The organism is Bacteroidota bacterium, assembly GCA_016722375.1.
Lineage (GTDB): Bacteria > Bacteroidota > Bacteroidia > Chitinophagales > LD1 > Bog-950.
In genome coordinates this window covers 341,943-360,872 of the sequence record JADKJG010000002.1, presented here as the reverse complement: position 1 = coordinate 360,872, position 18,930 = coordinate 341,943, and the positions used below count along the sequence as shown (strand labels likewise).

The 18,930-nt window shown below is 44.1% G+C and carries 14 protein-coding genes and 2 pseudogenes; 6 read left to right on the top strand and 10 right to left on the bottom strand.

Features of this window, described 5'->3' with window-relative positions; translation table 11 throughout:
* Nucleotides 1-2: 2 nt before the first annotated feature.
* The 3 genes from IPP77_03470 to IPP77_03460 form a co-directional block, all read right to left on the bottom strand.
* Nucleotides 3-374, bottom strand: a complete 372-nt coding sequence (locus IPP77_03470; protein MBL0308755.1) for a hypothetical protein — start codon at nt 372-374, stop codon at nt 3-5.
* A 118-nt stretch (nt 375-492) separates the two neighbouring features.
* The gene (locus IPP77_03465; GenBank protein ID MBL0308754.1) at nt 493-795 is read right to left on the bottom strand and encodes a chaperone modulator CbpM; all 303 of its coding nucleotides are present in this window, start codon (nt 793-795) and stop codon (nt 493-495) included.
* Between the two features lie 8 nt (nt 796-803).
* Nucleotides 804-1,694, bottom strand: coding sequence for a J domain-containing protein (locus tag IPP77_03460; protein MBL0308753.1), 891 nt, complete (start codon nt 1,692-1,694; stop codon nt 804-806).
* Between the two features lie 814 nt (nt 1,695-2,508).
* On the opposite strand from IPP77_03460, the gene IPP77_03455 reads away from it, so the two are divergent.
* The 3 genes from IPP77_03455 (at nt 2,509) to IPP77_03445 (ending at nt 8,077) form a co-directional block, all read left to right on the top strand.
* Nucleotides 2,509-5,565, top strand: a complete 3,057-nt coding sequence (locus IPP77_03455) for a PKD domain-containing protein (protein MBL0308752.1) — start codon at nt 2,509-2,511, stop codon at nt 5,563-5,565.
* 71 nt (nt 5,566-5,636) lie between these two features.
* Complete coding sequence (locus tag IPP77_03450; protein MBL0308751.1) at nt 5,637-6,185, top strand: hypothetical protein; 549 nt, start codon at nt 5,637-5,639, stop codon at nt 6,183-6,185.
* Nucleotides 6,173-8,077, top strand: a complete 1,905-nt coding sequence (locus tag IPP77_03445; GenBank protein ID MBL0308750.1) for a PKD domain-containing protein — start codon at nt 6,173-6,175, stop codon at nt 8,075-8,077. Before IPP77_03450 ends, IPP77_03445 begins: the two co-directional genes overlap by 13 nt.
* An 8-nt stretch (nt 8,078-8,085) precedes the next feature.
* Here IPP77_03445 and IPP77_03440 read toward each other — a convergent pair whose 3' ends face one another.
* Entirely contained in the window at nt 8,086-9,261 is a 1,176-nt protein-coding gene (locus IPP77_03440) for an acetyl-CoA C-acyltransferase (protein MBL0308749.1), read from the bottom strand.
* A 108-nt stretch (nt 9,262-9,369) separates the two neighbouring features.
* On the opposite strand from IPP77_03440, the gene murB reads away from it, so the two are divergent.
* Nucleotides 9,370-10,404, top strand: coding sequence for a UDP-N-acetylmuramate dehydrogenase (gene murB / locus IPP77_03435; GenBank protein MBL0308748.1), 1,035 nt, complete (start codon nt 9,370-9,372; stop codon nt 10,402-10,404).
* A gap of 619 nt (nt 10,405-11,023) precedes the next feature.
* On the opposite strand, the pseudogene IPP77_03430 reads toward murB, so the two are convergent.
* The 3 genes and pseudogenes from IPP77_03430 to IPP77_03420 all read right to left on the bottom strand — a co-directional run bounded on the left by IPP77_03430 (nt 11,024) and on the right by IPP77_03420 (nt 14,080).
* Nucleotides 11,024-11,236 (bottom strand): annotated as a pseudogene (locus tag IPP77_03430) (hypothetical protein).
* Nucleotides 11,237-11,728: 492 nt separating this feature from the next.
* Complete coding sequence (locus tag IPP77_03425; protein ID MBL0308747.1) at nt 11,729-13,021, bottom strand: collagen-like protein; 1,293 nt, start codon at nt 13,019-13,021, stop codon at nt 11,729-11,731.
* 96 nt (nt 13,022-13,117) lie between these two features.
* Nucleotides 13,118-14,080: a collagen-like protein gene (locus tag IPP77_03420; protein MBL0308746.1), complete on the bottom strand. Its 963-nt coding sequence runs from the start codon at nt 14,078-14,080 to the stop codon at nt 13,118-13,120.
* Nucleotides 14,081-14,258: 178 nt separating this feature from the next.
* Here IPP77_03420 and IPP77_03415 point away from each other — a divergent pair.
* Nucleotides 14,259-14,806, top strand: a pseudogene (locus tag IPP77_03415) (glutathione peroxidase).
* Nucleotides 14,807-14,815: 9 nt separating this feature from the next.
* Here IPP77_03415 and IPP77_03410 read toward each other — a convergent pair.
* On the bottom strand, nt 14,816-15,022 hold the full coding sequence (locus IPP77_03410; protein ID MBL0308745.1) for a hypothetical protein: 207 nt from the start codon (nt 15,020-15,022) through the stop codon (nt 14,816-14,818).
* Between the two features lie 77 nt (nt 15,023-15,099).
* Nucleotides 15,100-16,746, bottom strand: a complete 1,647-nt coding sequence (locus IPP77_03405; GenBank protein MBL0308744.1) for an FTR1 family protein — start codon at nt 16,744-16,746, stop codon at nt 15,100-15,102.
* Between the two features lie 349 nt (nt 16,747-17,095).
* Here IPP77_03405 and IPP77_03400 point away from each other — a divergent pair, with 349 nt between their 5' ends.
* Nucleotides 17,096-17,941 (top strand): GntR family transcriptional regulator, encoded by an 846-nt coding sequence (locus IPP77_03400; GenBank protein MBL0308743.1) that lies wholly within the window; start codon nt 17,096-17,098, stop codon nt 17,939-17,941.
* A gap of 72 nt (nt 17,942-18,013) precedes the next feature.
* Here the strand turns inward: IPP77_03400 and IPP77_03395 are convergent, their stop codons facing one another.
* Nucleotides 18,014-18,862 (bottom strand): T9SS type A sorting domain-containing protein, encoded by an 849-nt coding sequence (locus IPP77_03395; protein ID MBL0308742.1) that lies wholly within the window; start codon nt 18,860-18,862, stop codon nt 18,014-18,016.
* Nucleotides 18,863-18,930 lie beyond the last annotated feature (68 nt).

Sequence of the window (18,930 nt, the reverse complement as noted above, 5' to 3'; positions counted from 1 at the left end):
AATCAACCGAGGCGTTTATTTCCTTTTTGCTTTTCAGAAGCACCGGTCTTGGAATTCGCTTTCCCATTCTGGAAATAATGCCCGGTTTCATAAAGGTAGCCCAAAATCAGTTCTACCACTCTTTTGATTTTCGGGGTAGGCAACATCACCTCGAAATTGTCTTGTAGCTTTTTAATCACAAAGCCCTTCAACTCTTCATCAAAGATCTCCTGACCGGCACATTCGTCCCATTTTTCGATAAAAGCATTGAGTATAGTATAGGCTTGATCTTCGGAAATATGAAATTCAATGTGCTTATACACATATTTCACCGTGTCGAAATAATCGGGTTTATCTAAAACCGGAGGATTCCATTTGTCCAACACACTTTTCATGCAAGCGCCAAAATAAGAATTTCTCCAGAACAGCTTTTAGCCAAGGAAAGAACCGATTTCAAGATAGGAGGAGGGATAGTCTATAAATATGGAATCGGCGGAGCGCGAAGGGGCGGCGCTACCCTTCCAACTCTTCATATATGCTGAGTTTACTTTTCAGCAAAGCCATTTCTCTTTTCATACTTTCTATCTTTTGCAAAAGATGAATCACCACATCAAGGCCTTCGGTGTTTATCTGTAGGTCGTGATGCAGCCGCATTATCTTTTCTGCTTCCGCCAGTTGGCTCACCGCAATAAATTCCGCTTCATCCTGCTGCACTATTTCTATTAAACCATAAGCCTGCAAAGAACTAATGAACGATACTTCCACGCTATACTGTTGGCAAAATATTTCGACCGGTATGTAATCTTGTGTTTCCATCGCTGCTTTTATTTGGAGAGTTTAGCCAATTCAGAAAATAGTTCCGTTTGTTTATCCGTCAGGTGGATAGGTATTTTGATGTTATAATTGATATACAAATCACCGAATTGACCCTCTTTATTATATACGGGGAAACCTTTCCCCTTCACGCGCACCTTTGTTCCGTTCTGTGTTTCGGGCGCCACCTTCAGTTTGATTTTTCCACCCATAGTATCGAGCGTTATTTCGCCACCCAAAACGGCGGTATAAAGATCGGTTTCGACGGTGGTGTAGAGATCATTTCCCACTCTTTTGAAAGGGGGCGTGTCGGACACAGAAAACGTAATATACAAATCGCCATCGGGTCCGCCATTAACGCCTTTCGCTCCTTGGCCGCGCAGTCTTATAACCTGTCCGTTCTCGACACCTGCCGAAATGGTAATGCGAATCTGTTTGCCATTGATGGTAAAAGTCTGCTTATGGGTTTGGTAAGCCTCATTTAAAGTAAGATTCAATGAAGCATTATAATCCTGCCCCCTGTATTTTGCCTGTCGGCCTCCAGAAGCTCTGCCGCCGAACATAGAGGCAAAGAAGTCAGAAAAATCTTCTCCGCCAAAGTCGCCCGAAAAATGCTGTCCGCCAGAATCTGCCGCACTTTGTTGCTGCGACTGCCTGTATTTTTCATACTCCGCGCCATGCTCCCAGTCTTTCCCATATTGGTCATACTTTTTCCTTTTGTCGGGGTCGCTCAATACCTCGTTGGCTTCATTTATTTTTTGGAACCGTCTATGGGCTTCCTTATCATCGGGATTCAAATCGGGATGATGCTTCTTGGCTAAACCGCGATAAGCCTTTTTTATTTCTGCTGCCGTAGCATTTTTTTCTACGCCCAGCACTTTATAATAATCAATAAACTCCATGATACAGGTTGTGGTGATTTAAGTACTCAAAATAGCAATATTGAACTGCGAGATAGCGCCCCGCAAACAAAAATAGCCTAAAGACCGCTTCTTTAGCCAAGCGCCAAAATACGAATATCTCTATTACATCTTTTAGTCGCCAAAAGGACCTTTTCAAAATGGCTTAGGAGGTTGTCAATATATATGGAATGGACAGAGCGTTTCTCCATAAAATAAAAAAAAATTATTTAGGACAACAGGTAGTCCAAGGACTGAAGTTCCCGTTTCCTTCTCTACTAATTGTTGCCACGCGGAAGGAAAACAATTCATCAGAAGTTAGATGCCTTTTATAATTATCGCATAAATTTAGTTCAAAAGCAGCCTATTTTCAAGGATTCCTACATGACATTCCTGGGTTTATACATGACATTTTATGGATTTTGCATTATTTTCAGGAAATTCAACATGGTATTACATCAATTCCATGTTAAACTCGATTCATTCGTATGTGTATTTCAATGAATTGAATGTGAACTGTTGCGATTTCGATTATTAACGAGTCTGTTCTATTCCGAGTGGTTGAATTAACTCTTCACCATCATCGGATGGGGTTTGTCCCAAGGTTCTTCTCACATTGCCCATCAATAAACAAATAATTATTGGAGTAATGCATTGAAGCAATCTTGTGGCTTAAAAGTACCATCTGTTTATTATATCCGAAGTAGTCATCGTTTGCTACGCTTTATTTCTTTGGAGTAGAAAGTTGGCCAAAGCAGTTGACAGGATAGCAATACAATACTATCTTCGCACTATAAAATTTTCCAATTCATTGCGAATGAAAGGAACCTTTGCGTTACTACTGCTTCTATTGTTTGGCTGTATTCAAAAATCAGAAGCACAGTGTACGGTCGTGATATTGGGAAACAGTTCTACCTGTTCCGGGCAAAGCACTCGACTTATAGCGAAAGTAACGGGAGGTAACCCAACGAGTTTCACTTGGACTTCTACTCCGGCAGGGGTATATACTAATAACGACACCATTTTTGTATCGCCTACTGTCGCGACTAATTATGTAGTGACGGTGAGCGGCAACGGCTGTAGCGCGAATGATGCTTTTAGTATGGCTATATTGCCTTTGCCACCGGTTCCCAGTTTCACTTTTGGGCCGGATAGTGTTTGTTCGGGAGCGCCGGTCAGTTTCAGCGCTTCGCCTACTGGAGGTGGCGTAACTTTCTCTTGGAATTTTGGCGATGGCAGAACGGGGACGGGCGCGAACGTCAGCCATAAATTTTATTCCTATGGAAATGGAAGCGGCTCTTTCAATGTAACGCTGACCATTAAAGGGGCTAATGGATGCACCAGATCGGTGACGCAGACGGTGAAGGTGATTCAGCGGCCACATGCAGTTCTTACTCCTGCCGCCGGAACGGACACGCTGACTTTTGATGGGTTTGTGACCTTCTATAAGTGTATCACAAACCAACAAACATCGGCGGTGTTTAATTTTAGAAATGCGGCGGTTCCGGCCGGTGGAGTGAATTATACGATACTGTGGGGAGATACCGGTGTTCCGTTTATTACCAGTACACCCTGGGCTACTATCGCCCATACTTATGGGTTGGGGATTTTTACGATTACCTATATCGTGAGTAACCCAACTTCCGGCTGTTCAGATACTACCTATTACAAAGCGTTTTTTGGCAGTAACCCAGCGGGAGGAATAGCTACATTGGGTAGCACTACCATTTGCGGACCGGCTTCGCTGGCTTTTATTTTAACCAATTATCAGTCAAACCCTCCGGGCACGCTCTATACGATTACCTTCAATGATAGCTCTACGTCTTTGACGTTTCCGCACCCTCCACCCGACACTATTTTCCATTTATTTGACCGTACTTCCTGCGGAACAACCAGTTCTAACGGTATCAGTAATTTTGGAAATGCCTTTGGAGCGTTTCTTATTGTGACCAATCCTTGTGGCGTGACGTCGGGTTCTGTGTTGCCCATTTATGTTTCTATGTCGCCCAAAGCCAATTTTGTGGTTTCAAATAATTTTACTGCCTGTGTCAATACCGATGCTACCATCATCAATACATCTATCAATGGACAAGCGGTTAGTAATGGAAGTTGCAATTCTACCACCTACTTACTATGGAATGTTTCTCCGCCGACCGGATGGACTTTGACCGGTGGTTCTATGGGAAGTGATAACGGATATATAGGAAACAATTATGACCCTACGGGATGGAGTACCGGTTCATCGGGATTAAATGTTCGATTCACCACCATCGGAACATATCAGATGCGTTTGGTGGTGGCGAATAATTGCGGTAAGCCGGATACGATTATTAAGAACGTTTGTGTGTCGGGGCCACCAACGCCGTCTTTCACTTTGCCCTCGAATATTGGTTGCGCGCCTTATGTCGTTATCCCGAACAACACCACCCCCAGCACCGGTAGTTGTAGTTCGATTAATTATATCTGGAATCCGGCCTTTCTTTCGGCAACCTGTCTGCCTGATTCATTAACTTATTTTGAATTTGTAAACGGTACGACTAACCAATCTGCCTCGCCGCGATTGCGATTGAATAATCAAGGGCTGTATCAACTTAGTTTGACCGCGCAGAATGTTTGTGGCAGTTTCACTACACCAGCGCAAAACATCACGGTAAAAGATCGCCCGGAATTATCAGTAGATATTCCTGCGGGAATTTGTGGGGGCGACCACTTTACCGCATCTTCTTCGGCCTTGGCATGTGGCTCTACTATTTCGGGCTACTCATGGACATTTCAGGGAGGCACTCCGGCTACGGCATCAGTACAGAATCCGGGGAACATCAGTATGACTACGCCGGGTTTTCATTTGGTTTCGGTGTCGGCAACGAGTGAATGTGGCGTAATGAGGATAGACACTTCAATTGTAGTAGATACTATTCCGCAAGCTAAACCGGGAGCGGACACTTCGGTGTGTGGTGGCCTGCCCATCCGCATCGGGGCGACATTGATTCCGGGCTATATTTATGCTTGGTCACCATCACTCGGCTTAGATGACACTACGGTTTCTGCACCTACTGCAAACCTTACGAACAATTCTGACACGGTCTTTCGCCAAACCTATATGCTTATAGCCGGCGTTACCGGTTGCAAAGACACGGCCAGCGTGGTGGTATCCATTTATCCCCCAGCATTGGCTAATGCAGGAGGAGCATATAGTGTGTGTTCAGGAGATTCGGTCGTCTTAAATGGTAGTATATCAGGAGGAGCAACTTCTGCTTTGTGGACATCGCTTGATGGAATATTTAGACCCACAGATTCTCTCACCACTCATTTCACTCCTTCTATTATAAGCGGTAGTACGACAGTTACTTTAACATCAAATGATCCGGCTGGCCCATGTCCGGCGGTAGTGGCTAATAGCTCGGTAACTATCAATGACTTGCCACTGGTTTCTAATAGTCCTTTGTCGCAGACCGTTTGTAGTGGTGCTGTTTCGCAAACGGTTATTTTGACTTCGAGTATTCCAGGTACTACCTATACATGGACAGCCTCCTCATCGGATGGGGTTACCGGATTTATTGCCAACGGAACTACCGACTCTATTCCATCTCAGTTTTTCACCAATTCATCTGATTCTTCTGGTCATGTTGTATATGTCATTACTCCCTCTTTTGGAAATTGTACCGGTCCAGTAGCCAATTATGTATTTACTATTTCTCCGGTGCCGGATGTAATACTTCCTGCACCGCAAACTATATGTAGTGGCGCTTCTTTCAATATGGTTAGCCTAACTTCCAGCACGATCGGAACTACTTTTCGTGGACATCAGCCACTGGAAATAATCTTACTGGGAACACCCTTTCTGGAAACGGAGATATTCCGGGTCAGACTTTAACCAATGCTGGTAGTGATACTGGCACGGTTCTATATACGGTCACTCCATTAGCCAATGGCTGCCCCGGCACTGTGGCTATTTATCCGGTGATTGTTAATCCGGTACCGGATGTAATTTTCTCTCCGGCGCCACAAAATATCTGCTCTGGGCAAACATCACAACTGGTAACGCTTTCTTCTTCGACCCCTAATGTCACCATTCAATGGACGGCAATTATCCCCAATAGTATCAGTAACGACAGCACAGGAACAGTTACCATAGCGCCTCAAACCTTGGTAAACACCACCAATCAACCACTTACGATTACATACAGCGCCCAAGCCACCACTTCAGGAGCGACCCTTTGTCCTGGGATTCCGGTTGATTATTCTATATCGGTTATCCCTATTCCTGAAATTGACTTTAACTTATCTATCAATAATGGCTGCACTCCTTTAATCGTCACCTTTGAACCTGTGATACAGAAAATGGGCGTACCGGATTCGATTACATTCAGTTGGGATGATGGCTCGGCAAGTACCGTTATCTATCAAACCAAACGGCCCCGATATGGAATACAACGCGCCATACTTTCTATAACAACAGTAATCAGCCCGATACCTTTTTCGTGGCTCTGGTAGCTAAGAATCAATGTATTGATACGGCAGTGATTAAACCAGTAATGCTATCTCCTAACTTGATCAATGCCTTTTTCACGGCCTTGCCTACTACCGGTTGTGAGCCATTATCGGTCACTCTTCAAGACCTATCTACCGGGGCGGTGGGATTGAGTTGGTGTTTTGATTTTGACCAAACAACCAATGCCTGTATTGGGGGAAGCGCCGTGAATATAGCGGGAGCAGGATTCCAACAGACCTTCGCGGCGGGCATCCATACTATAGCACTCTATGCCACGAATGGCTATGGATGCGCCCGCGATACAGCCTTTCAAACCATTAATGTTAGTCCAGCACCTGTGGCAGATTTTGTTTCGGCTTCTGGTCTTTGTGCAGAAGTACCTGTTGCTTTTACCGACCAGACTATAGCCCCCAGTGGGTCATTTGTTTCCGCATACCGCTGGCAATTTGGCGACGGTGATTCTGCAATAATCAGAGACCCGGTTCATACTTATCCTACGGTTGGAAATTATTCTGTTTGCTTAGAAGTGGTTTCCGCTTTCGGTTGTTACGACTCTATATGCAAGGAGGTGGTTATCTTGAGTAAACCTGAAGTTGGTTTTAGTTCTTTTGATACTTGTCTGAACACTCCGCCGATAGCTTTCACCAATCTTTCCAACGGCGCTACCTTCTATGATTGGAGTTTTGGTGATGGGAATACTTCAGCGCTGCCATCTCCGGTTCATTCATATTCTAACTCTGGTACTTTCACAGTTCAACTCATAGGTTTTACACAATCATGCAGTGATACGGCCCAGCATAATGTGACTATCTATCCTGTTCCCAAGCCCTCGTTCAATCTGCCTTCTGTTTATAGTTGCGGAGTTCCTTCTTCTATTGTTTTAAATAACACAACTACTGGCGCCAACAACTTTGCATGGGATTTTGATAACAACGCTACTTCTACACTTACGAATCCTATAGCTATATATTCATCAAGCGGCCAGTATAACATCACCTTGACGGCCTCTAACAGTTTTGGCTGTTTTGATACGGCGAAAAGACTTATTGACATTTATCCCTTCCCTGATATTCATTCGGTAGAGGTACAGCCCTCTTCTGGTTGCGACCCGGTAAATGCTTTGTTTACAGTCAATGCAAGTAATGCGAATCAATTTGTCTGGGATTTTAGTGACGGAAGTTCTTTCACCACCCTTTCGTCCACGATTTCTCACCGATTCGATGGGCCGGGCTATTACTCCGTTTTGCTTAAAGTCTATTCATTCAATGATTGTGGAGATACATTGTTCATGCAAGATACGGTACATGTTTATGTCATTCCGACAGCAAGATTCGGATATGCCATGAATGATAATGTTGAACCTTATAACGGCACAGTAGTTTTCACCAACCAATCTGAGAATGCTTCCAATTATTTCTGGGATTTCGGTGATGGCAGTAATTCTAATGTAACCAGTCCATCTCACATCTTTCCATCAGTAAACCAATTTGAAGTGATGTTAATTTCCTCTTCGGCTTATGGGTGTTCGGATACAATGATTAAGCGTATTGACATTATCAAAAAATCATTGTTTGTTCCTAATATACTCGCACCAGATTTCTCTGCAGGCAACGATATGATCCGTAGGTGGAAGCTTGTTGGCTCGGGATTGAAAGAATACCGAGCGCAGATTTTTAATCAGTGGGGTGAACTGCTTTGGGAATCATCAGCGATTGATGCAGATTTTAATGTTGCTGAAGGATGGGATGGAACCTATCGAGGCCAGATCTGCCAGCAAGATGTATATGTGTGGAAGATTGAAGCTGTATTTCTAGACGGCACTCGTTGGGAAGGTATGAACTATGAAAAGGGTGCTCCGAGAAAAACCATCGGCACGGTTACTTTAGTTCGATAAAAGGATGTTTAGCACTTCTCAATCACTACGGCACTGGCACCACCACCACCGTTACAGATTCCCGCACTACCATATTTCCCTTTCTTATTCGTAAGGACAGAAATAAGTGTACAAATGATTCGTGCACCACTGGCACCGACCGGATGACCTAAGGCCACTGCACCGCCATAGACATTCACCTTTGCGGGGTCTAGTCCCATTAGTTTGGTATTAACCATCGTTACGTTGCTGAAAGCTTCGTTGATCTCAAAATATTCGATGTCCTTGATTGTTAATCCCGCTTTTGCTGCTGCTTTAGGCATAGCGAGCGCGGGTGAGGTTGTGAAATCATCTGGGGCTTGTTCTGCGTCGGCATAGCCAATCAATTTTGCAAGAGGTTTAATACCTAATTCCTTTACTTTCTGTCCGCTCATCAAAACTACTGCTGCTGCACCATCATTTATCTTTGAGGCATTCACGGCTGTCACAGTTCCATCTTTGCCGAAGGCTGGCTTCAAAGTTGCCACCTTTTCAGGACGTAGCTTTTTATAATCTTCATCTTCTTTCACAAAAGTAGATTCGCCGCGACCAGCAATTTCTACATCAAACAACTCCTCCTTAAAGGAACTATTTTTATAAGCCTCGGCTACCCGTCTGTATGATTCTATAGCAAAAGCATCCTGATCTTCCCGGCTGAAGTTGTATTTCTTAGCACAACGGTCGCCACTGTTACCCATCATCTCTTTTGAATAAGGGTCTTGCAGCGCATCGCGAACGATACCATCTACTATTTCTGCATTTCCATAGCGATATCCGTTTCTGCCATTAGCCATCATATATGGTGCGTTAGTCATGCTCTCCATTCCTCCAGCGACAACAATATGCTTATCGCCTAACATAATGGACTGGGCTCCGAGGATTATTGCTTTCATTCCTGAAGCACAAACCTTATTTACCGTAGTACAAGTAGCATTTACATGAATCCCTGCACCAAGCGCCGCTTGACGTGCCGGAGCCTGCCCTACGTTTGCCTGAATTACATTCCCCATAATCACCTCTTCTACATCGTTGCCAGTAATTCCCGCGCGTTCCATCGCTTTTTTAATAGCCTGCGTTCCCAATTGTACCGCTGAAACGCCGGATAGTGAACCACTTAAACTTCCGATGGGGGTTCTTGCCATGCTTACTATATATACTTCATTCATGCTCTTGGTTTTTGCGCCGCAAAGGTATGAAAATAGCTGTAGAAAAATATGGAGTGGCGCAATTGGTTCATTGAATAAAGTATCTAAACGCTTTACTAAATTGCAGCCGTGAACATCGAACAAAACAAGTCGCTGAAATCTTTCAACACTTTTGGCATTGAAGCAAGTGCAAAATACTTCACTGAAGTTGGCTCTGTAGAAAGTTTTAGTGAACTGTTTCACCATTCAATATTTCAAACCGAGAAGAAGATGATACTCGGTGGGGGCAGTAACATATTGTTCACGGGAGATTTTGACGGGTTAGTCATTCATAATGCCATTATGGGTTTGCAAGTAATTAGCGAAGGTGAAACGCAGGTATTAGTGAAAGCCGGTGCAGGTGAACTTTGGCACAAGTTGGTGCTTTGGTGTATTCAAAACGGATATGCCGGCTTAGAAAATCTATCACTCATCCCAGGGTTGGTTGGTGCCGGCCCTATGCAAAACATAGGAGCTTATGGAGTGGAGATTAAAGATGTATTTTATGAACTCGAAGCCATCAGCATGAAAACCGGCGAACTCGTTAGGTTTTCGTTAGCTGATTGCCAGTTCGGATACCGAGAAAGTGCTTTTAAGAATAAATACAAGAATGATTTTTTCATCACATCGGTAACACTCCGACTGGCTAAAATCAATTCGCCCAGATCTACTTATACTTTTCGAGTGGACTATGGCGACATCAAGGCCACCTTGGCCGAAATGAACATTCAAAATCTTTCGTTGGAAGCGGTGAGCCATGCGGTGTGTAAAATTCGCAACCACAAGCTACCCAATCCTAAAGAACTGGGCAATGCAGGTAGTTTCTTTAAAAATCCTACCATTTCAAAAGCTGCCTTTGATGAATTGATTGCCAAAAACCCGTTGATACCCAACTATCCTTTGGCAGATGGATCGGTAAAAATACCGGCAGGATGGCTAATTGAACAATGTGCATGGAAAGGTAAAGTGGTAGGCCATACCGGCTCGCACAAAATGCAAGCATTAGTATTAGTTAACTATGGCGGTGCTACCGGTGCTGAAGTATGGCAACTGGCACAAGACATCCGCCAATCAGTAAAGGATAAGTTCGGAATCGAAATTTCGACAGAAGTAAATGTTGTGTAAAGTATCTGTGAACTATAGAAGAATACACAGAATAGGAGAGTAGCAAGACCACTCCGCCAAATGGAAGGAGCCTTTTAGTGTCCTTAGGACTCCCCCTATATCCTTTATAATAAAAAACGCCCTGCTCGAAAACTTGAGCAGGGCGTTTTCTCGATACCAAAAGGAATCGAGTTTTCAAAGATTAATATTCAATGACCGAAAAATTTCGGTGGGCAAAGGGATCACTAACGATATTATTTGTAAGTGTACGACCAGCACCAGCTGCATATGCCCACTGACCTTTTATAGTAGTTGGAGTTCCGGGAGTTACCGGAACAGTTACTGTCATACTAGCACCCCATGCGGTATTGTTTCCCGATAGATCATTACCCCCTACCGTGAATGCGCATGCCTGACCATTGGTGAAAACACCATTGACCAATACACGAAGGTTCATAAATTGGGCAGAGGTAACAGACCCAGAATAGTCACCAGATGCAGAAAAGAGTACCAACGCATTTGAACCAGTTGGAGTAAACGTAACTGTCATCTCTGGCATATCAGTATAGCTTGCCGGATTAACAGATGGAATAGCTGCATTTGTTGTTCCACGGGCAGAATAAACATTGCCACCTCCGCCACCACCTGGTCCCGTTGCACCGGCAGGACCAGTAGGGCCGGTAGTACCTACTCCTGTAGGGCCAGTAGGGCCCGTTGCGCCACCTCCTGATCCACCAGTGCCTGTTGCACCAGTTGGACCTGTAGCACCAACTCCGGTTGGCCCTGTAGGGCCAGTTGCACCTATTGAACCAGCAGCACCTACCGAGCCGGTTGGTCCTGGAGGGCCACTTAAACTATTTGCAGCAAATAGGGCGAATGGTACACTCATCAACTGAGTGGTACCCATGTCGGCATAGGTTGAACCTCCTGTAGGGTCAACCAAAACCTGAAGAAATTTAGGACCATTAGTCCAATCCACTACTGCCAAATTTCCGTTCTTGCCAATCGGATGACTTACTAAACCAAAATCATTGGTTGTAAGAGTGGCATCTTCCTGAAAAACAGAAGCACCGCCAGCGGTCAGGTTATGGATAATAAATCTCATGGAAACGTTACTCCCTCCGGCTAAAGGTTTGCCTTGGGCATCACGAACCACGGCTTGATAATTCATCATTTGAGGAGCCTGCCCAAAGGCAAACGTAAAACCTAATAAGGTTAAAGCCAACATTAGCGCTTTCGCTTTCTGGTAAAATTGTTTTTTCATGTAGTTAAGATTTTGTACTATAAATTTATGAACACGAAGAAAGAAAAAAGATTCTAAATCCATAAAACAAGTGTAATTCATTTATTGTATCACCGATAATGTCATGTGGTTTCCATCCACACTTGGATCAACCACCGCATCTAAAATCCCTACTAATCCGTTTCTGTTTGCTTGAACTTTAATGGAGTAAGATGCTCCGGGGGTTAAACCAGTCATCAATTTAGAAAAAGCGGCACTCCACGTTGTGGTATATCCTCCTGAAAACACACCATCATCCGAATAGGAACAGACTCTTTCCATAGTAGCACCAAGGGATGTGGAGGTGGTAGAATTAAAAATTCTAAAGGTCACATAAGAAACGGATTGCGTATTTCCATATCCGGAAGAAGTAAACATAACCAACGCCGTACTATTGTTGGCTACAAAGGACAAGGACATACCTGTAACATCACTAAATGTAGTGGTAGAAATAGTGTAGGGAGCCATTAATGAAACGCTGGAAAAGTTTACACCACCGCCGCTACCTGTAGGGCCGGTTGCTCCAGTCACTCCCACACCCGTTGGACCTGTAATGCCTAAACCGGTTGGCCCTGTTTCACCAATCGCACCGGTTGGCCCAACATTTCCTTGAGGGCCAGTCAATCCCGTAGCTCCAGTATTTCCATTAGCCCCAGTTGAACCTTGAAGACCAGTGGATCCTGTTGCTCCCATAACGCCTGGTACTCCGTTTGAACCTGTTGCCCCCTGTGCACCAGTAGGCCCTACAGTTCCAGTTGCTCCAATAGCTCCGGCATTTCCATTCACGCCAGTCGGTCCCGGAAGGCCAGTTGCGCCGGTTATTCCCTGTAGCCCGCTGGGTCCGGTAGGGCCATTGTTTCCAATAGGACCAGTGGCACCGAACCCTGTAGGACCGATTTCACCTGTTGGGCCAATGGAGCCAGCTACCCCCGGCGCTCCTGTGGGGCCTACAGGACCACTTAAACTATTGGCCGCAAAAAGAGCAAAGGGAACGCTGAGTAATTGAGAAGTGCCCATATCTTTATAATTGCTTTCTCCATCAGGATCTACCCAAACCTGCAAAAACTTATCACCGTTTCCCCAGTTCACGGTTGCCAGATTTCCGTTGCTGCCAATGGCATAAGAGATGAGTCCAAACGGATTGGTTGTGGCTGAAGCATTTTCCTGAAATATTACCGGGCCACTTGCCGAGTCGTTCCGAATTTGAAATCGAAGCGATACCAACGTATTATTGGGGAGTGCAACTCCTGCTGCGTCTCTAATTACCGCTTGATAATTTAGTTTTTGAGGTGCTTGACCCTTTATGGAACAAGCAATAAACAACACGAGTGAGAAGGAGAGTAGTAGTCTTTTCATAATTCAACATTTTGTATAACGAATGTAGCTATTTAAAAACAAAAATGGGCTGAACTTCCGAAGAAGTTAGCCCATTTCCAAGTAACTGAGTTGCGCCTATAACTGAGTGATCACGAGGGTTCGATGGCTGAAATCTTTTTGAGAAGCACAATTATTAAGTACAATGCTGGCTAAGAAGCCTTCAGTGTACCATTCAATAGAAACGGTATTAGGTACATTTGGATTTACTGACAGCGGCAAATTAAGAATAACGTTCCATGCGGAAGCAACCTTTAGGTTTCCCATAGAATCTGAATCCAAGTCGGTAGCAATGGTCTGTGTTCCACCTACCACCACACCATTTATCAAGCAGCGAAATGCTACAAATTGCTGAGGAAAAGCACTGATTACAACATCTCCAGCAGCCGAAAAGGTAAGCAGTACTGTACCTGCCGTAGGGGTAAAAGTGGTACTCATAAAGTTGGCCCAGATCATGGTATTGCTCAGCGAAGCATCTGTTGTTCCGGTAGCATACGTCAATATACCGCTACCGCCTCCACCTGTACCAGCAGGTCCGGTTGGTCCGGTGCTACCGGTCATGCCAATTCCTGTTGGGCCGGTTGGGCCTACAGCCCCCGTAGGTCCCGGAACGCCTGTTGGGCCCACCGGACCGCTTAAACTATTCGCCGCAAATAAGGCATAAGGCACGCTTAATAATTGAGTGGTTCCCATATCCGTATAATTACTGCCTCCATTGGGATCCGCCCAAACCTGAAGATACTTGCTTCCGTTGCTCCAATTTACGATAGCCAGATTTCCATTAGATCCGATAGAATACGTAATCAACCCATGTTGATTGGTCATCGAAGAACCGTTCTCCTGAAAAACTGTTGGCCCGGTGGCCGAATCGGAATGAATCTGGAACCGGAGCGAAACGGTTGTGTTACCTGCCAGAGCCAATCCTGATGCATCGCGCACTATAGCTTGATAATTCATCAATTGCGGCGCTTGAGCTTGAGTAACCAATCCGGCAATTATCAGTGCTATGGCACCTAGAAACTGTTTCACTTTGTTCGTCATTTTTTTTGTTTGTAATGGTATAATAGGGCTCGAAGTTATATAATATTGAAGGACGACAAAAGGCCTTTTATATATCCTGTTCAGGCTTGGGGGCGGGTATCATTTGTTACCGATTCATAAAATAAGGTTGTCCCAAATATATTTTTGCACCTTTGCTGGTGCGTCTAAACGGCTCACTATGAAAATGATAGCTACCTTACTTATTATGTTCTCTTTATCCAATCCATCGGATGCCCAGAGTACCGTCTATGATTTCAAAATGAAAGATATTGACGGGACAGAAGTATCACTCAATCAATTTAAAGGGAAGGTGATTTTAATGGTTAATGTGGCGAGTTATTGCGGAAATACACCCCAGTATGCAGACATACAGGCCTTGTATCAAAAGTATAAGGATAAAGGTTTGGTTGTGATGGGCTTTCCGGCCAATAATTTTATGGGACAAGAACCCAAAGACAATAAGGCGATCAAAGAATTTTGTTCTACTAAATACGCAGTCACTTTCCCTATGTTTTCCAAAATATCTGTGAAAGGAGAGGACATAGCGCCCCTCTATTCTTATCTCACCCAAAAATCAAAAAACGGGGTATTCGATGCCAAAGTTACCTGGAACTTTCAGAAATTTCTCGTAGTAAAAATGGTAAGGTAGTTGCTTCTTTCGCACCCAAGAAATCGGTGACCGATGAAGATGTGGTTAAGGCTATTGAAAAGGAATTGGCCAAATAATTCCTTCTTCTATTTCTTCTTTGCAGAAGTAGTTTTCCAGATCAGTATTAGAATAAAAATAACTACCAACTGCGCTCCGCAGGTTTCTGTTGTAGGGAATATACCGGCTATTTCCCAACGCATGATAGGCAAACCGTGTATGGGTACCATACCTAATTCCTGAAAAGAATGAATTCCCTTTCCAGCCAAAACAACAGCTAAAATACCCATCACCATAGATGAGATTTTGAAAAGCTTAGGAATAGGCAACCGAGTGGAGAATCTCAAAACAAAAAAAGCCAACACAATTACGGTTATAAAAGCAACCCAAACCCCCATAGCAATAGCCTGACTTTGAGCGCCCCCGACTCTATATTCAGTGCAGAGAGAAACAACACCGACTCAAACACTTCGCGAAAAACGACGAAGAAAGAAAGACCGGCTAGTCCCCATAAACTTCCACGCTTTAGCGCGCTTTGCACCATCCGGTTCACATAGTCTCGCCACTTATCCATCTCGCTTTTTCCGTGTAGCCAAAAGCCGATATAGAGCAACATCCCTACTGCCAAAAGCGAAATACTTCCTTCCAACAGCTCTATGTTTTTCATTTGATATTGCAGCAGAGCGCCACCGCCCATCCACAACAACACCCCAACCAAAACTGCCGCTATCCATCCTCCATGAACCCAAACCGAGGCATACTTTATTTTTGCGGCTTTGATGATGGAAAGAATGACCATGATAACAAGAAAAGCCTCTAACCCTTCGCGAAGCAAAATACCCATCGCCATAAAAAAAGCGATCTCAAAAGAATATTCCTTTTTCTTTAAAATTTCTGCGGCGGTCAAGATGCTCTTCTTTGCGGCCTCTAAAGTGGCGGTCACTTCTGCTTTGGGCCGCTCTTGCTGAAAGGACTTTCGGACCTGCTGCATTTGTTTTTCCAGCAACGAAGCCAAAGCGGGGTCGCTCGATTTTAAATGTATTTCTATCGGCTCTATACCTTCCAAATAGGCCAACACCGAGCGCTGTGCCGCCTCCTTAGGTTTTCCCTGCTCGTATAAAGCCATCGCCTCATCCAGATATTGCAGAGTAATATTTATAAAACTACTTTGCGTGGTTTCGGGCTGATGCAAACGAATAGCCGCCAACATTTTTTCGGCTTCTTCGCTTTTGTCAGTTTCAAAACGTTTTCTAAATTCCTCATCAATAGTTGTGGCTATTTTCTCCAAAGAGGTAGTATCCAATAAGGCCTTCACTGGTTCTGATTGCAGGAAAGAAGCGCCCTTATATTTTTCATACCGAAGGGAGAGAACATAAAAAGCTACATCCCATACCTCATTGTCATTCAGTTTCTCGTGAGCGCCCATGCCGGTTCCCGGAATGCCCAAACGGATAGTATTGAAGGCGAAAAAGGGAGACAGCACCTTCATTCTTTCTTCATTAAAAAAATCACTGGGTTTAGGATTAAACTGCGCCCCGTCCTTTCCATCGCCGTGCCCTTCAGCACCGTGACAACTGGCACAGTTGGCTTTGTAAATGGTTTTTCCATTTTCTAAACTGGGATATTTGGCAGGGCTAATCTTTAAACCGGAAGCGGCCAAAACCAAGCCCCGGGCTTCAACGGCGATAGGAGAGACTACTTCAAAAGCTGCCTTTTTTCCAATCAGGCTGTCGAGCCTATAAATCAAAGCCCCAATAACCAGCGTGTCCGCCCCTTTCCAAAAAGGAGCGCCCTCATGAAAATATTTCACTGCTGCTGCGCCAAACTCTTTGGCTTCGCCATATTCTATTTCGTTAATCACCTGACCGTCTTGAACGGCAAACTGGTAATCATGGCTGATGTAGCTGAGCGTATGAACCAAAATTCTCGATGTTTCTTGTTCCTGCGAAAACAAAGGCAACGCCATTTGAAGTGAGCAGAAGAACAGAAATATACGTTTTGCCTGTTTGAATGAGTTCATTTGACTTATTTAGTATGATTCTAAACAGGCGCGAATGTAGGATGTTAGGCCAAATGAAGAAGAACTGAAGCCCAAAGTTTATATATAAATGGCAGAACAAGCCGGTTTGGGGCAAAAGGTTGCCTATATAACTCAGCACCCCTATGAAAAAATCAACTAAAATACTATGCACTTTTAGTGCATAGTATTTTAGTTTCGGATAGCTACCAACAATGCAGCCGAGTCAAGCGGCTTTGGTTCATGGATCTCTTGTCGCACTAACTAAATTGTTTTAGACTTTTCTTTTCAAGCTATACCTAGATGTACCTCTTTCAATATCCATCGGTAATTAATCTTTTCTTTGCCGCGTATGTTACATTTCGGAAAATATCAGGTATTACAAATTTCGCGGAAAACAGATAATGGATTTTATCTGGCAGAAACAGCAGGAGAGGGGCTTCTGGAAGAAGTTCTTTTACCCAACAAGTTCATAACTCCCGACATGAAGGAGGGCAAAGAACTAAAAGTTTTTGTTTATAAAGATTCGGAAGATAGGCCAGTGGCTACCACTCAAACCCCTTTGGCCATTGCTGGCGAAGCAGCTTACTTGCTCGTGAAAGAGGTGAATAATGTGGGGGCCTTTCTCGATTGGGGTCTTGATAAAGATTTATTCCTCCCTTTCCGCGAACAGGCTGAAGAGGTAGAGCAGGGCCGGCACTATTTGGTCTACGTTTATTTTGATTTTGCCTCCAAGCGGGTTGCGGCCACCACCAACATGAATAAGTTTATCAAAAACCGTGAGGTAGATTTGCTGCCAAATCAAGAGGTGGATTTGCTGATTACTTATGAAAATGAAATTGGCATTCGCGTAATTGTAAACCAAATGCACTGGGGCATCTTATTTAAGAATGAAATTTTCCACCCTATCGTAAAAGGGACGCACATCAAAGGCTTTGTTAAAAAGATTCGTGAGGATGGAAAGATTGATGTGGCTTTGCAGAAACAAGGTATCGTAGCGGCCAAAGAGGTGAAAGATATTCTTCTCCAAAAATTACAAGAACAAAAGGGAATACTATCGCTTAGCGACAATTCAACTCCTGAAGAGATTCACCGGCAGTTGGGCATGAGCAAGAAGGTATATAAGAAAGCGGTTGGGATGCTATATAAAGAAGGAAGAATAGAACTGGGAGATGATTTTATTAAGCTGAAGAAATAAAGGCACGGTCATAAAAAGAAAAGCCGCTTCCTTCGAAGCGGCTTTTCTTTTTTGCATGAGATAAGGAGGATCTTATTCGGCTACAGCAAATCTTTTTGTGACAGAGCTGGTGCCGTCAGACAGAGAAAGAAAATAGATTCCTGCGGGAAGTCCATTTCTGAGAATAGTTTCTTGGTGTGAACCTGCATTGGTTTCAATAGCTCTTTGGCTCATGATTTTTCCGGTCAGGTCTGTGATGCGCAAAGTATAATTTCCACCTTTGAGGCTGGTAAAAGAAAGAACAGATTTACTGTTGACCGGGTTGGGAACCAAGGTGATAGAAGAAATCGTTTCAGATAGGTTATTGACTCCGGTTGCGCAGTTGGTGGGATTAGTACTCAGGTTGTGCGCACTCGAAGAAGTATCTACTGGGTTGCAGGCACCGGCAGGCGTTTTTACGCGGATAAACAATTTTATCCCCGCATCATCTACCATATTGGCAGCAACAGGAATTCCAGTAGGCGTATTATTAATCCATGCCTTGAGATTGATATTGAATTTATACTGCCCGGCAGCATCGTTAGAGGTTCCTTTAATACGGATACATCCAAATTCGTTTGCGCTGAATCGGTTGTTCGATTTGTTAGTGCTCCAGCAAAGCCCGCATGGCAGGCTGTCTAACTTCAAAAACTCAATACTATCTACCTGCGCTTGGCTTCCGACAACGTCGAACAGATCATACATTTTAAATTGAATAGATTCATCATAAGCCTGTCCTTGAACAACACATGCTAAAGAATCTGGGTGCATAAAGCCAGACTGAGTCATGGTTCCTGCTGGGGTACATTCTGCCGACGATGAACTGCCGCAGTATTGAGCCGAAAGAGATCCACAAACAAGAAGAGATAATAACATTAGGAGAGAAGAGTAAGTTTTTTTCATAATGGTTTTTAGGTTTAGTGACGTAAAAATAAAAAAGTCTTTCCCAGAGGAAAGACTTTTAAAAGAAT

Bases quoted from the DNA above. Each gene is read 5' to 3' on its own strand.
- IPP77_03425 (MBL0308747.1), bottom strand. From the start codon at position 13,021: ATGAAAAGACTACTACTCTCCTTCTCACTCGTGTTGTTTATTGCTTGT.
- IPP77_03455 (MBL0308752.1), top strand. From the start codon at position 2,509: ATGAAAGGAACCTTTGCGTTACTACTGCTTCTATTGTTTGGCTGTATT.
- IPP77_03470 (MBL0308755.1), bottom strand. From the start codon at position 374: ATGAAAAGTGTGTTGGACAAATGGAATCCTCCGGTTTTAGATAAACCC.
- IPP77_03420 (MBL0308746.1), bottom strand. From the start codon at position 14,080: ATGACGAACAAAGTGAAACAGTTTCTAGGTGCCATAGCACTGATAATT.
- IPP77_03395 (MBL0308742.1), bottom strand. From the start codon at position 18,862: ATGAAAAAAACTTACTCTTCTCTCCTAATGTTATTATCTCTTCTTGTT.
- IPP77_03440 (MBL0308749.1), bottom strand. From the start codon at position 9,261: ATGAATGAAGTATATATAGTAAGCATGGCAAGAACCCCCATCGGAAGT.
- IPP77_03460 (MBL0308753.1), bottom strand. From the start codon at position 1,694: ATGGAGTTTATTGATTATTATAAAGTGCTGGGCGTAGAAAAAAATGCT.
- IPP77_03465 (MBL0308754.1), bottom strand. From the start codon at position 795: ATGGAAACACAAGATTACATACCGGTCGAAATATTTTGCCAACAGTAT.
- IPP77_03410 (MBL0308745.1), bottom strand. From the start codon at position 15,022: ATGGTGATGGGTATTTTAGCTGTTGTTTTGGCTGGAAAGGGAATTCAT.
- IPP77_03400 (MBL0308743.1), top strand. From the start codon at position 17,096: ATGTTACATTTCGGAAAATATCAGGTATTACAAATTTCGCGGAAAACA.
- IPP77_03405 (MBL0308744.1), bottom strand. From the start codon at position 16,746: ATGAACTCATTCAAACAGGCAAAACGTATATTTCTGTTCTTCTGCTCA.